This is a genomic window from Paenibacillus litoralis, from assembly GCF_046244365.1.
Taxonomy (GTDB): Bacteria; Bacillota; Bacilli; order Paenibacillales; family NBRC-103111; genus Paenibacillus_V.
On the sequence record NZ_CP176395.1, the window covers coordinates 3,114,514 to 3,129,375 of the forward strand.

11 protein-coding genes and 1 pseudogene are annotated in these 14,862 nt (G+C 49.7%); 7 read left to right on the top strand and 5 right to left on the bottom strand.

Translation table 11 applies throughout. From position 1 onward, the window contains the following. The first annotated feature begins 126 nt into the window (after positions 1-126). From ACKGJP_RS12465 to ACKGJP_RS12475, 3 genes are all read left to right on the top strand, one after another. Positions 127-1,185, top strand: coding sequence for an amidohydrolase family protein (locus tag ACKGJP_RS12465; protein ID WP_409345956.1), 1,059 nt, complete (start codon positions 127-129; stop codon positions 1,183-1,185). A gap of 16 nt (positions 1,186-1,201) precedes the next feature. Next, the gene (locus ACKGJP_RS12470; protein WP_409345957.1) at positions 1,202-1,552 is read left to right on the top strand and encodes a Rieske (2Fe-2S) protein; all 351 of its coding nucleotides are present in this window, start codon (positions 1,202-1,204) and stop codon (positions 1,550-1,552) included. A gap of 182 nt (positions 1,553-1,734) precedes the next feature. Then, positions 1,735-4,038 (top strand): right-handed parallel beta-helix repeat-containing protein, encoded by a 2,304-nt coding sequence (locus ACKGJP_RS12475; protein ID WP_409345958.1) that lies wholly within the window; start codon positions 1,735-1,737, stop codon positions 4,036-4,038. A 556-nt stretch (positions 4,039-4,594) separates the two neighbouring features. On the opposite strand, the pseudogene ACKGJP_RS12480 reads toward ACKGJP_RS12475, so the two are convergent. From ACKGJP_RS12480 to ACKGJP_RS12500, 5 genes and pseudogenes are all read right to left on the bottom strand, one after another. After that, a pseudogene (locus ACKGJP_RS12480) lies at positions 4,595-5,299 on the bottom strand (Gfo/Idh/MocA family protein); the annotation flags it as partial. A gap of 16 nt (positions 5,300-5,315) precedes the next feature. Further along, positions 5,316-6,110: a sugar phosphate isomerase/epimerase family protein gene (locus ACKGJP_RS12485; protein ID WP_409345959.1), complete on the bottom strand. Its 795-nt coding sequence runs from the start codon at positions 6,108-6,110 to the stop codon at positions 5,316-5,318. A gap of 203 nt (positions 6,111-6,313) precedes the next feature. Continuing rightward, entirely contained in the window at positions 6,314-7,273 is a 960-nt protein-coding gene (locus ACKGJP_RS12490) for a hypothetical protein (RefSeq protein WP_409345960.1), read from the bottom strand. Between the two features lie 6 nt (positions 7,274-7,279). Continuing rightward, positions 7,280-9,502, bottom strand: coding sequence for a DUF6259 domain-containing protein (locus ACKGJP_RS12495; RefSeq protein ID WP_409345961.1), 2,223 nt, complete (start codon positions 9,500-9,502; stop codon positions 7,280-7,282). A gap of 176 nt (positions 9,503-9,678) precedes the next feature. Further along, positions 9,679-10,512, bottom strand: coding sequence for an AraC family transcriptional regulator (locus ACKGJP_RS12500; protein WP_409345962.1), 834 nt, complete (start codon positions 10,510-10,512; stop codon positions 9,679-9,681). 286 nt (positions 10,513-10,798) lie between these two features. On the opposite strand from ACKGJP_RS12500, the gene ACKGJP_RS12505 reads away from it, so the two are divergent. The 4 genes from ACKGJP_RS12505 (at position 10,799) to ACKGJP_RS12520 (ending at position 14,805) form a co-directional block, all read left to right on the top strand. Then, complete coding sequence (locus ACKGJP_RS12505) at positions 10,799-11,773, top strand: hypothetical protein (protein ID WP_409345963.1); 975 nt, start codon at positions 10,799-10,801, stop codon at positions 11,771-11,773. A 143-nt stretch (positions 11,774-11,916) separates the two neighbouring features. After that, complete coding sequence (locus tag ACKGJP_RS12510) at positions 11,917-12,570, top strand: TetR/AcrR family transcriptional regulator (RefSeq protein WP_409345964.1); 654 nt, start codon at positions 11,917-11,919, stop codon at positions 12,568-12,570. Positions 12,571-12,874: 304 nt separating this feature from the next. Continuing rightward, complete coding sequence (locus ACKGJP_RS12515) at positions 12,875-13,807, top strand: ABC transporter permease (protein WP_409345965.1); 933 nt, start codon at positions 12,875-12,877, stop codon at positions 13,805-13,807. 110 nt (positions 13,808-13,917) lie between these two features. Further along, the gene (locus ACKGJP_RS12520) at positions 13,918-14,805 is read left to right on the top strand and encodes a carbohydrate ABC transporter permease (RefSeq protein ID WP_409345966.1); all 888 of its coding nucleotides are present in this window, start codon (positions 13,918-13,920) and stop codon (positions 14,803-14,805) included. Positions 14,806-14,862 lie beyond the last annotated feature (57 nt).

Consider the following 14,862-nt stretch of genomic DNA (forward strand, 5'->3'; position numbering starts at 1 on the left):
TAAAAAAATATAGGATTGTGATTGAATCATTCAAATAGATGCCGTTAAGTTCATGGTACTACGAACAAGGATATATTACACTCATATTACAGAACGCTTCTGTCCAACTACACAAGGAGATATGTGATGAAACCAAGATCGAAAGTGATTGATTGCGACGTCCATAACGCGTTAAAGAGCCATTTGGACCTGGTCCCTTACCTGGAGGAGCCTTGGAAAACGAGGGTGGCGGAGAACGGTCTCGGCTTGATGTTCTCCGGTTATTACTCCCCGATTGGAGTCGGAAGAAAGGATGCCGTACCGCCGGGAGGAGGACAAGTCGGCTCCGACTCAGATTTTGTCATCGAACAATTGATTGATTCGTATAACGTGGATTACGCCATCCTGACCGGGAACTTGTTCAGCATCTCGGTAGGGCACGAGCCGGATTTTGCTGCGGCTGTCTGCAGCGCTTATAACGATCTGCTCATCGACACTTGGCTGAGCAAAGACCACCGGTTCAAAGGCTCGATTCTGGTGTCGGCACAAGATCCGTTCTTGGCAGCCCGTGAGATAGATCGAATCGGGTCCCATCCCGGAATGGTCCAGGTCATCATGAGCAGTGCAACCCGGATGCCGCTCGGGCAGCGTTACTTCCACCCGATCTACGAAGCGGCTGAGCGCAATGGCCTGCCGGTCGCGGTTCATCCGGGGGCGGAGGGTGCGGGACAAGCGAATCCCCCGACAGCGGCGGGATACCCAACCTGGTACATCGAGTGGCATACATGCCTCTCACAGAACTTCATGGCGCAGCTCACCAGCCTCGTATGCGAAGGGGTCTTCGAGAAGTTTCCCGGGCTGCGGTTCGTGTTTATCGAGGGCGGTGTAGCTTGGCTGCCACACCTGATGTGGAGGCTCGACAAGAATTACATGGCGCTGCGTGCGCAAGTGCCTTGGCTGAAGAGGATGCCGAGTGAATACATCCGCGACCATTGCTTCTTCACGACACAGCCCATTGAGGAACCGGCCAATCCCAAGCATTTGAAGAGCATCTTCGAGATGATCGACGCAGAGAACATCTTGCTCTACTCGAGCGACTATCCGCATTGGGACTTTGATTCCCCGCATCAGATTCTGAGCTGGCTACCGCAGGAGTCGCGGGACCGCATTTTCTACGAAAACGCGAAACAACTATACAAGCTGTAGGGAAAGGGACAAGAAAATGACCGTGCATTATGTGACCGATCCGGAGCAAATCCCCGAGGGGCATCACCGCGTATTTGAAATTGCAGGTCGTTCCATAGGGATCTACAATGTAAAAGGTGAATTTTATGCCATCCTCAATTATTGCCCGCATCAGGGGGCGGAGATTTGCAAAGGGCCAATATGCGGAACGAGCTTGGAGTCGAGGGTGTATGAGTACAAATTCGGGCGGGAGGGAGAGATCGTCCGGTGCCCTTGGCACGGATGGGAGTTCGATTTGAAGACGGGAAAGTCGCTTGCGAAGGAGAAAGTCAGGCTGCGGTGCTATAAAGTCTTCGTAGAGGATGGCAAGATTGGGGTCGAGCTATAAAGCGATTCAGGTCAGCGGCGAAATCAAAGTGTTTTCCCCTAGCTCAAAAGCATTGTACGGACATTTTTGGTAGAAAAGTCAAATCGGGGGATTCGTCCCATGCGGAGCGTGTCCCGCCCGGACCGCAGGATTATATTCGATCGGTATTTAAGCGATTTCATCACGTACAGGAGGAATGTACGATGGACGATAACCATGTAAAGATGACCGGGCGAAGCGAGGAAGAGACACAAACTGGACGGAACAGCGCGATCAGCAGAAGAGCAGTGCTGGCTTCGCTTGGGATGGCAGGGGCTGCGGTCATCGGATCGACGCTCAGCTCCGCTCATGCCAACGCCACTTCCGTATTGGAATCGGTATACGGAGATAAGGCCAAGAATCCGGATAAGCCGCCGAAAGATCCGAAGTTGAAGGACTACGGTAATACTGCGGTTCTGAAAAGCATGGTTGATCTTCTCACCGCACCGATGACAGTTGACACCTTGTACATTTTGCAGGGATACCACGCGAATACGGATTATGGCGGCGGCCTGTTCTATTGGAACCCGGGCAAGCCAAAGAGCGAACATAACGGCGGGACCGTAATAAGCCCGACTGTTCCGTGGGACGGATCTCGTGCAGGTCATCCCAACTTTCTTCTTGATGTCGGCGAGTTTCAGCCAGGCGGGCTTGGATGCTTCTGTCGTCCTGAACTCGAAAGCTATCCGGTGCAAATGTTCGGAGCGATAGCCGATTGGGATGGGGCAACTGGGTTCGATAACCGGATAGTAATAGAAACAACCATCAAGTCTGTTTATAGGACTGTTATCCCGAAGGGGGATTATGGCGTCGCTGCCGAGGGATCCATTTTCATCCAAGGTTACAATAGCAAGCGAATCGAGGGTGAAGGAACGCTTCACAAGATGGGCCTCAAAGGAATTTTTTCGTTTAACACTTGCACGGACATTACGATCAGCGGGATCGGTATGGATGGACAGATCGTCCGCGATGAGGCTGAAGGCGGCAACATATGGGATAGAACGCGTCCTGCCGTCAATTATGCGTTTGCAGTATCCTTCGCCAGTTGCCACCATTGCGAGGTAAGCGGTACCCGCATCTATGATTTTGCTTGGGATGGGCTGGTCGCACAGGGGAAAGTCGCGGTGGGCGGCGAGACGGCCACGCTCTCGACCGAGATTGTTTTCCGGAACAATAACATCAGCTCGATTCGCGGGAGCCAAATTTGGCTCAAGGCCGTTCACGGGGCGGATATTAGCCGGAACAAGCTGTATAACCCGACCGACTTCGCTCAGAAAGCCAATGCGGTATTTCTCGTGGAGTGGTGCGAGGAAGTCACCGTCGCACATAACCGAATGAACTTCATCGGGGACAACGCGGTCGGTATAGGCCAAATGCTGAACAACAATGAGTTTGCCCGCAACAAGCGCATAACCGTCGATCATAACCTGATCAAGACAACCCGTTACCACTCTATCTTGATCGCTCAGGGCGAAGATATCGACATTACGCATAACATCATTCACGAGGCCGGAGCCAAGTCCGTTATGCCGGGCAACAACTCGGTCGTTCTCACCGCCGCCATTACAATTTTGGCCGGAGGCGTAGAGCCCAGCAATGCGAGGGTTTCGGTCCAAGGCAACACGATCCGGAATCCGTATGAGTATGGGGTTTATGGATTTGATCGAGCCGGTACTTCTTTCGCCAAATCTTCCGAAGACATCTCTATAGAAGGCAACACGATAACCGGGGCGGGAAAACTGCCTACGGCAACCCGGATAGCAAGCGGCGGTATACTGACCCAATACCAGAAGCCGGTCAAAATCGGTGGCAACGTCATCGACTACATCACGGGCGACGGAATCCGCGTCTTCGGCGATGCGGTTATAGCCGGAAACGTGCTGTCTCAGTTGATCGGATTCGGCATTAACGTGCCGGCCGACACGATATGGGGCAATACGGATCTCAGTTCGGCACTAACCGGCAACACGGTCAGAGATGCGACACGAACAGGGATCAGCGTAACAGGACGCGATCAAATAACGCTAACCGGCAACACGACTATCCGATGCGGCAGAGACGTCAATCCGGGAACGGAGAACATAACGACAGCAACTCATTACGCCGGTATTTCTACATACAACATCAGGCTCGTACAAACCGGCGGCAACCATATGCGCGAATGCGGCTCCAGCGGCTTCGTGTCCCGACTGTGCGATTATGTGCATGACACCGGCTCTACAATGTCGGAGAACGGCCAAGTGTTTACCGTAAACAACTTGAAGAGCGGAGCATATCTGGAAGGCAGCGCAACGCGACTGGTCAAGGCGGCATTCCTGCTGCCGCAAGGCGATGGCGGTACGACGCAGTATTACCCGATCCGCATCTTGTACGCCGACCCATCGGCAGTCGCAGTTGACGGCCGGTTCATCAACCATGCTGCCGCCAGTCTCGGAGTCAAAACAAAATCTTTGGTCAACATTCCATAATCAAGCAGAAGAAGTATGCCTGCGCCAAAGGCCGTGGAGGCCCCCGCCCCATCATCAACCATATCCTTCAAATGAATAGTGGACATTCTCCACACGTTTCCGTCTGGAATTCATAAGCATGATTATGACAGCTCAGCCGAATCCCCTGGGAACGTTCGTCAACTCACCGTTGTTCCCCTGGAAATAGGGAGGAATAAGGATGCCCTTTCTACAAGCCGTTCGACCGGCGAAGAAGGGGCTTTTGTCTGTTTTCTTATTGACAAAAAAGTAATTTGGAAACTGCTCTGGCACAGGCTGGGGCAGGGAACGAAAGCTTTTGCCGCTAAATATAAGTTATAGCACGGATCTGAAGCACTGCTTCAGGTCTTTTTGACTTTCAGAGTTTAACGTGTTCAGCGAAAAGAGTATTGGAGTGAAGATTCAATTCCTTCGAGCAACGCAAGCTGCAGCCGGTTCGCCGATGTGATCGTCAGCTGCAATGAAACAGAAGTCATAGAAGCAAAACGCACACTTGCAATGCCGGCTACAGCTTGCAAAGTGTGCGTTTTTGTGTTGTTTATTCCAAGTTGATGAAATTGCCGGTTGCTTTCGATTCGAACGCGGCCAAAATGACCTGAAGAGACCGCAGCCCTTCCTCGCCCGAAATTTCCGGCGGCGTCTTGGTAAGGATGCTGTTGACGAAGGCATCAATGACACCGCTGTATGTTTGTTTCTCGTTCGTTGCGATCGCGCCTACCTTGTACCGTTCGATCGTCCCGCCTTGCAGTTCCACGATCACTTGGTCTTCCGGGTGAGTTCCGATCTTCATCACTCCGTTCTCGCACCAAAGCACCGTGCTGTTGTCCTGACCTTTGTAATACGTCCAGCTGGCGGCAAGCGTGCCAATGGTTCCGCTCTTCATCCGCAACAAGCAGATGGAGTTGTCGTCAACATCCGTGCCTGCTTTATGCAGCGTTTCGACAAAAGCGGCTACTTCGCTTACTTCGTCGTCCAGCAGCCAGCGGATCAGGTCGGACTTATGGACGCCCAGGTCACCCATAGCGCCCATTACGGCTTCGGCCTTGCGGAAAAACCAGCTGTTTCGGCCGTCCAAGCTCCAGCTTTCCGGGCCGGGATGGCCGAATGAGGTGCGGAATGTCAGCACTTTGCCGAGTCGTCCGGACACCAAAATTTCTTTCGCTTTCACATGAGGTGGCATCAGCCGCTGGTTGTGGCTGACCATCAGATAAACGCCGTTGCAATGGGCAGCCTCGATCATGGCTAAACATTCTGCAAGGTTACACGTCTCCTTCAGGTTTTGATAATGAAACAGGATAATGCTGCTTCAACCAGCGCAGGCTGTTTGCGACACATTCGAGCGGCGGCTTCTGGCAGCTGTCCTGCTCGATGATGAGCCATTTGACCCCGGCCGCGCCCGAAGCGGTGATGACAGCCGGCAAGTTTACTTCGCCTTGTCCCAGTTCAAGCGTCTGCATCCGATTGTCCGCACTGCGGTTGAAGTCTTTCAGATGCAGCAGCGGCAGCCTTCCCGCATAACGGCCAATGTAATCAACCAGATCCTGCTTCGCGTACTGCACCCAGCAGACGTCCATCTCAACCTGCACCTCATCTGCGCCGGTGGAAGCGTACAAGGCATCAAAAACAACCTGCCCGCCGATCCTGCTCTCGAACTCAAATGCGTGGTTATGATAGCCGAACTGCAGACCGTACTTGCGCACCTCTGCGCCAACCTCCTGAAAGTATGCGAACAAGCGGGTCCAGTCTTCCTCAGTCTTCCTTTCGCTATTAGGCACAATGGGGCAAATCAGATATTGTCCGCCGATGGTTTTCAGATACTCGATTTCGCCAAACAAATTATTGCGGATATTGGATAGACTTACGTGACTGCCGATCGCTTTCAGGCCGAGTTCATCGAGCAGCGCGCGCAGTTCTACTGCCGGCGTGCCGAAGTATCCGGCGAATTCGACGCCTTCATAACCGAGCTCCGCTACTTTGCTTAACGTTCCAGCCGGATCGGCGGCCATATGATCCCGTAGGGTGTACAACTGTAATCCAATGCCCATACGTTGCAATGCCGTCACCTCTTTCGTAAAGTAAATTGCTAATAGACTTCTTTGTAACCGGAATAACGCCGCAGATTGGGAACGTCTTGCTGGCATTGCCGGCGCCGTTAGGGCTGTTTCGGAATTTTGCTAACAAGATGTTCCCTGAGATGGCGACTATGGCGACCATGCGCTGCATAACAGGAATCGTCGCTTAAATAGCATTTATCGCGTCAGTTTACCGTGTTAAGGACATATTTGGCTTTTTGCAACCAGACATCACCCGGACTGACGCTGCATTCTCCGGAGAAGTCGAAGTACAATTTATTATAGAGCTCCGCATTCGAGACGTGATGATTTTCATTCGGCAGCCATACGTTCCGTTCTTGAATCTCCAGTTCGGCGGAAATCCCAGACGATGTTCCCCATGCCATCACTTTCCTGATACCGGGACGTTTCCGATTCGCTTCATGGGTAAATCCATCCCTGGATATATCGTAAGCTTCAGGATCGGAATCGCAGCATAGGCGATCGGTTATTTGGTCGGCCGAAGCCCCGAGTAATTTCCGTTTGATCGGCAGCATGGCGAAATAGGAGCGGCTCAGCGCCGTGTCGACAAGCCATTCGATCTCTTGGTCCAGGCAAATCCGGCTGGAATGGATGCGAAACAATTTGTAATGTTTGGCTACGGGGATGCTTCTTGTCGGATCTACAATCCATTGTCCTGCCGATAGATGCTTGATATCCCGGAATAATCGGGAATGAGAAATAAAAGTGATGGATCTGCATGTAAATGTACCGGGAATGCTCGGATCCTGCTCCACATCGTCGAAGAAAAAACGTGCGTTTAACATAATCTCGTCCCCGTGGGCATTTCCTCCCATGAAATCCGAGGCGTCCTTTTCCATGATTGCGCATTCCCATTCGCCTCCGTGCACGATAGGACCTGATCTGACGTTCGCAAACGAATACGCGCCGATTCGTTCGACCTCGTACACCTCATGCATTCGCCATACATCCAAGTTATGATTCGGTTTGACGGCATCTGCATCGAATGGAACCTGAAATCGCTTCAACTGATAATGAAGATAACGGTTGCTTTTCGGATTCGTTCCTTTGATATAAAAATGTATTGCGTTTGTTTGCTTAATGACAACAAGCTCAGTAGGATCGCTGTTCATTTCCGGCATCATTGCCCCTTACATCTCGTCGTAAAGAATATGAATGAAAGCCAGTCTTGCCGATGCTGCGGTGATCTGCATAATCGGCTCACCCTCGTGCGTCAACGGAGTGACACTGAGTATTTTGCAATTTGAAGCCGGCTCGCCTTCGTGAGAATCTGTCGCTAACTCATACAGAACAGCACTCTTCACAGTCCGTCCCTTCGGTTTGAAATCGATCGTCCATGCCGATTCCGGATTCCGGCTGCATACGGTTATGATCGTTTCCCGATTTTCAAAACGGAAGGTCTTTGCCGTTACTCCAGACGTCGAATGAACGATTTCGGTATCATCAAGAAATGTTCCTTGGCCGTAAAGCTCCAGCCACTGCTTTCGCAGCCGGACAACCTTCATCACGTAGTTCAGCATGTCGGGATCGCTCTGGAACGTATTGTCATTTTCAAGGTCATACATCCACAAGTAGCATCCGATCAAAAACGCCCGGTCGATCATGTCCCGGGAAACCTGGGAGACGTGTACAGGACGCATGGCCTGCTTTTTAGAAGGGTAAATCATATCGATCAGCCTCTGATCGGGGAACGTATACCGATACAATTCCGGAAAAGCTCCGCTATGGTGATAAAAAAATGTCGAGATCAGCTGTCCGCATATTTTGTTTCCGTGAATGTCGGTAACACCCTCGTACATCGAGCCGATGGCGAACCGTTCATTGACCTGGTCCAGAAACTGACCATATCCGATATTCCATCCGTCGTGGCGGTGGTTATGATCCGCGCGAAAGCAAAACTGCGGCGGCGACATTCCCAACTGATCGAAGTACATCGAGTCCGCCCCTATTTTGTCCACCAAAAAGCGAACCGTTTCGAACAAATAGTGCCGCCAGCCTTCCGATCCATTGCATAAGACGGCAAAAGAAAGGTTGTCGTCGCCGTAACGTTCGATCTTCATAAGTCCGGTACGGTTGTGCACGGCATAATCATCTCTTAATGATGTAAGCTCCTCATACTCCATATTCAATAATTTCGAATTGATGTAAAACGCCACATGACCGCCGTTCCGGCGAATCGCCTGAACATGTTCAGCCAGCTCCTCGGCGGTGCCCAGTTCCGGGTCGGGCCGATAAATCGGGAAGCCATGGTCGAAACCATCGACATGCCAGCCGGACAGGAGCAGATGATTGAGTCCCATTTGCTTTGCTTGCTCATAGAGCCGGGGCAAGTCCCGAAACTTATGAACAATTGTTCCATCCTGATATTTGAAGTCATAATGGGCTACGAGTCCGGCACTCTTTGCAAACCATTCCGGAACGGCGATCTCGCGTTCGCTGCCGACTCCCTTCCGCCATCCCCGGTACCGGTCCGCCCCCCAATGCCAATCTCCCGGATGAATTGCAACGGCATATCGTCCCGAATTCCATGTTTCTTCATTTTCCAGGAATGGATACCGAATGGCATTGAAGCCCATGCCCGGCTCGGCGGGGCCGAACGTTTCGCAATGCAAGCCTGCCACATGAAATTGCTCATCGTAGGAGGCAAGATAGAGGCCATGGCCTTCACTGTAATAATCCAGCCACATCATGGAAAGAGGCCCGGAATATCGATGCTCCCGAACAAACGAACCGTCCTTTTCCCTTTTTGAATTGACTCCGTTTAAATAGTAGTTGTACTTGTAATCCTGCCACTTCCAATGGATGATGGAAGGGGGGGCGGCGTATGTTTCCACCGCATTCGTAATTTTTTCACCGGCATTGAACGGATAGACAAGTGTATCGTCTTGCCACGTCTCTCCCCAGTACACGCCGAATAAGCATGGAAAACGAACCTCTTCCACGACGATATCCGGTTCCTGGTGCTCCAACCGGATCGTCCAAACCGTCTCCGGATCGCCCGGAACAATCCGGACGCCGATCTCCACGGCAATGTGAAGATCCCCGACGGGGGAGTGAAGGTGTTCGTACCGCATCCGAATCTCAGAGATGCCTTCCTCAGACGAGGCTAAACTGATGTGCGGTTTCAGCTTGTTATTGACCGCCGCTTCGCGAGAAGCCGGGGCTCCGACACAAAACGGCTCTTCGCTGCCTTTTCTCAGCATCAGAGCGAACGGCATACTGCGATTGCGAAACCAATTTTTCAACAGATTTTCGCCGGTAATGTTGTTCACGAGCTCCACAAGTTCGCCTGTCACGCTGTCGAAGGCAAGACCGACGTATTGGTTTTCCAGGCGGATTTTCCGCTTATTCACCTGATTCCTCCTGTCCATCTTTTGTGTGATTTAATCATGATTATCTTGCCGTTCGAAGGGACTCATTCGTCTCCTTTATCCACAAATAATCAGATTAATTGATTCTACAGGGGAAATTTTAATATATATTCGTGCGGTCATCCATGAGTGGAAAAATTGTTATTTGAACAATTCAATCAATAAGAAGTTTGCCTGGAGCGAAGAATCATCTCCCTGAGCGGCATGAATGCAACGGGGTGTCCTTTCTGAACGGCTGATGGTGCAAGTCCGGTACATGTTTTAAAGACGCGGTGGAAATGGGATTGCTCGCAAAACCCGAGATGATCGGATATTTCCGCTATCGTCATCCCGCTGTTCTTGAGCAACTCACAGGCTACGGATACTTTGACTTGACGAATGTATTCAACCGGGGTTTGTCCAAGCGTTTCTTTGAACAATTTGGTTACATGATTTGGCGAACGCTCAATGTGATCGGCGAGATCGGACAGGCGGAGCGGTTTGCAATGGTTGTGAATAATGTAGGACTGCAGCCGATTCATCAGATCCTGCTTGACCGCGGACACGCCTTGTTTCCGGGAATGTTCCTGAATGACCCACCCGAGCAGCTCCGTCAAGATTCCTTCGCAAATCAGATCGTTGCCGGACGTTTGGTTGAACCATTGCATTAAAAGGACGGAAAACCGCTGCTTAAAGTAGATTTCGTTTTGGATTTTGCAGGTAAAGAAGCCGTTTGCCCTCAAAGGAGCAAGAGCGGCATCCGCATTTCCTGTGGAAGTGAAGTGGGTGGAATATTTCTGGTGCAGCTCTTTGTCTTCGTTTTGACAGGAACGGCTCGTTCCGGCCGGAATGAACATCACGTCGCCTTGCTTCAGCTCGACGACTTGATCCAAAAGATGGTAGACTACCTTTCCGCTTGATACGAAAATCAGAATATGATGCGGCACTTTTTTGTCGTTGATGCTCCATTTTTCGATGCGATCGTCATAAATGACAGATTTGATAGTAAGCATGTAACGCCTCCTTGAGATTTTTTTTTGAAGGTTAATAATAATTGAATTATATAAAAAGTTTTGTTATTGTTCATTGTCCCTGTGGTAATATTCATATAAAGATTTTAGCATATGATCGGATCGATAGGGGGGATTGGATGAGTGAATTGTTTAAATGATGAATATGGTTAATAACTCAAAAACGACGTTTTCAAGGATAAATATGGGTGAAAAGGTTTAAAATTTTGGGTAAATTCGAATGCGCTTACAGAAAGTATTATTTGCAAGTTTAACACGACGATTACAAGTGGGATTGCCTAATGGATACGGAAAAAATCGGGTACAAGCAGTCGACAAAATCGGAAAAGAGCGGGAGCTCGCATCCTTCAACGAGATGTACAAGCATTATTACCGGCTTTGGTCCATGCATCAGCCGATGTTCGCCGAACGCTTCTGGCTGGATTTGCTGAAGCAGAAAATTCCCGCAAACTCCGAAACCATCAAGGATATTCTGAGCAAGCAAAATTTCCCGTTTACCGAAACGGCGACATTTTTGCCGGTCTTGATAAGCGTTCAGCTTTGGCGTAAATCGTTGACCTTGAGAGAACAAAATATTATGGAATATGCACTGCGGAATGCCGCAGAGGAATTGATCCTTAAAGCGGAAGGGCAAATCGTGAATATGGATGCCGGCAACCTGCTTATCATTCTTCCATCCGATGAAAGGCTGAGCGATCTTCGCGTGATCGAGCAAGACTGCCGTAAGTATATCGATGCTTGCGCACGAAACTTTTATTGCGATCTCTCCTGCTATATCGGCAAACCGGTATCGATTCAAGAGATGCGTGAGATGGTTGCCTCTTTGCTCGCGATGGAGAAGGACAACGTCGCTTGGCAAAGCGGGGTGTTCCATAAGGCCACCGGCCAGGCCATCATCCACGAGCATGTCGATTTGCCTGCCATGAGCGGCTGGGCGGAGCTGCTGAAGCAGGGATCCAAAGATTTTTTGCTCGTCGAGGTTGCTGCCTGTCTGGACTCGTTAAAGAAGAAGCCAGGCTTGAGTGCGAAACTATTGCAGCAGTTTTATCAAGACTTTTTGCAGATGATTCATTATGTTTTGACGGTGAAAGGCATGCAGGCACATAAGATCGTTTCCGAATACGTAACGCCGGAACGAGCCGCGTCTGCGACGCGTTCGATCCATAATCTTCAAGACGAACTTCTCCCATTTCGCCAAAATGTTCAAAAAAGCGACGAATATGAGCCCGCAAGACTACCGTAAAACGAATCGGGAAAGCTAGGCCGGCACGCCCCGATGCCGAAGGCGTTTACAAATTCTTAATGATTTCATGGCGTGGCGCGACTTGGTGCGTGATTCCAAGCATGCTAAAATGATACTCGATGTTTCAGGATGGGAGGATGTTCATGGACCCCAGATGGAAGGAGCAATTGGAGCAGCATAGAAGCCAGCGGCGTGAAGATATTATTCAAGGCGCGCAGCAGCTGTTCCTGGAACGGGGGTTGCCCTCGGTGACGCTCAAGGATGTGGCAGCGTTTTGCGGCATTAGCAAGGTCACGCTATATAAATATTTCCGATCTCTGGACGATATTATTTTTGAAGTCCAAATCAACGTTTTAAGCGCTTTTTGGAGGGCCGTCACAATGGATCTTCCCAAGGGAGGCAACGGCTTCGAAAAGATTCGGGATCTGCTGGAGCATATGATAAGCGCTTCACGGCAAAATGTCGGCCATGTCCGGTTTATTGCCATGTTCGACGCGTTCTATAGGGAAGATTATGTGAATGCGGAGCTTGAAAGCCGGTATATTTCATTTATGCGAAGCAACACCCACCCCTTCCATGTGCTGCTGGAAGAAGGGATGTCGGACGGTTCGATTAGAACCGACATTGATATCCAAATCCTTACCTTTACGTTGAGCAATGTCGTAACCGCCGCCTTGCAGCGGATGATCGTTAGAGGAAAGGTGCTGCATATGGATCAAGGCGTCGACCCCGCCGATATTCTGGAACAGATGTCGGCCATGGCGCTAACGTATATTAAACCGCAGGGCAAGCAATAACCAGCCTGTTTTTCCATATACTTTGTACGAACAAGGCAAGATGCTCTTCTCGATGAGAGGGCATCTTTTTTTATGCGCGATGAGATTCTTTCACAAATTCTTTACATGAAGTTGATCATGCGCGAACAATTCGATTTTATAATTTAAAGTAGTTTACCGATGGTAAACACATAATTATTATTGGTAAATACAAAGTCTTAAAAGTGTTCGCAGAAAGTCGTATTACCGTTAGTTACGGATTTCAAACTGATTTAAGATGGCTACAAGACATGTAATCATAAACCATCAGGAAAGGATATGTCACATGAAGTCACTCGCTATCGGAAAGAGGCTTGGCAGATCAAGGAAGTACAGCGTACTTTTTCTCATGATGCTTCCGGGGATCATCTACATCGTCATCAATAACTATTTGCCCATGTTCGGCGTGGTTATTGCATTCAAAGATTTCAACTACTCCAAAGGAATTTTCGGCAGCGATTGGATCGGGTTTAAAAATTTCGAGTATTTGTTCAAAACGGAGGACGCGCTCATCATTACAAGAAACACCATCCTGTATAATGTGTCGTTCATTTTTCTCAACTTGATCATTGCGCTGGGCGTAGCGATTCTTCTCAATGAAGTAAAGAAACGATTCCTTTCTCGGCTGTATCAAAGCGTTATTTTGCTTCCTTACTTGATTTCTATGGTGATCGTCGGCTATCTGGTGTTCGCGATGCTCAGCTTGGAAACCGGCTTCGTCAACAAAACGATCCTGCCGATGCTCGGGATAGCGGATATATCGTGGTACAGCGAATCGAAATATTGGCCGTACATTTTGACGCTCGTTCACATCTGGAAAAGCGCCGGATACTTATGCGTCATTTACTTAGCCGCTATTATCGGGATCGATCCCGAGTATTATGAAGCGGCAACGATTGACGGCGCGAGCAAATGGCAGCAGATCAAGAGCATTACGGTCCCGCTTATCGTTCCGGTTATTACGGTCATGACGCTGCTCCAGATCGGACGCATCTTTTACTCCGACTTCGGCTTGTTCTATCAAGTGCCGCTTAATGCGGGAGCGCTGCAATCGACGACGAACGTCATCGATACGTATGTCTACCGCGCGCTCATGACGCTCGGCGATATCGGCATGTCATCCGCTGCGGGATTGTATCAATCGCTCGTCGGCTTTGTGCTCGTCTTATTGTCCAACTATATCGTCAGAAAAAGGAACAGCGACAACGCCTTGTTTTAAAACCTAGGAACAGCGACAACGCCTTGTTTTAAAACATAGGTTTCAAATAGGAAGAGCTTATAATCCATTGATAAACGCAAAAGGTTTTATCCTTGAGGGAGTGAACGTACTTGAAAACGAAAAATTCGATTTGGCAATGGTTCGTCAACATGATTCTGCTTGTCATCGCAGTCGCTTGCATCCTCCCGTTCATCCTGTTGTTTATTTCGTCCATAACGGACGAGCAGTCGATTGTTCGTCACGGGTATTCCTTTTTCCCGGAGGCCTACAGCTTATCCGCTTACCAGTATTTGTGGCATGATGCCGAAAGAATTTTTCGCGCTTACGGCATTACGATTGTGATCACCGTCATCGGGACGGCAGTCAGCTTGATCATCACCTCGCTGCTTGCCTACCCGTTATCGCGCAAGGATATGCCAATGTATAAATTTTGGTCGTTCTTCGTCTTCTTCACGATGCTGATCAACGGCGGGCTCGTGCCTACGTATTTGGTGTACACCCAATTGTTCGATTTGAAAAACACGCTGCTCGCGCTCATCGTGCCTGGACTTTTGACAAATGCTTTCTATGTCATGCTGATGCGAACATTTTTTGTGACTTCGATTCCGGCGCCCGTCATCGAATCGGCCAAAATGGACGGAGCCGGAGAATTCAGAACGTTCGTGCAGATTGTGCTGCCGCTCTCGCTTCCGATTCTGGCGACCGTCGGGTTATTCCAAACGATCCACTATTGGAACGATTGGTTTAACGGCATGATTTATGTAACGGAGAGCAAGCTGTTTAGTCTGCAAAACTTGTTAAACCGGATTTTGCTCGACATTCAATTTTTGACCAGCAGCAATTTCGCGGGGAATCAAGGCGATTCGGCCGCAAGCATTCCGACGGAGACAGTACGTATGGCGATGGCTGTTGTTGGGATCATTCCGATTCTGATCGCGTATCCTTTCTTCCAAAAATATTTCGTGAAAGGTCTTACGATCGGGGCGGTCAAAGGGTAAGGCTTTATCCAGTAATCCACTGGTTAGCATAAGCAGCATATTTAGAGGAGGGCTTCA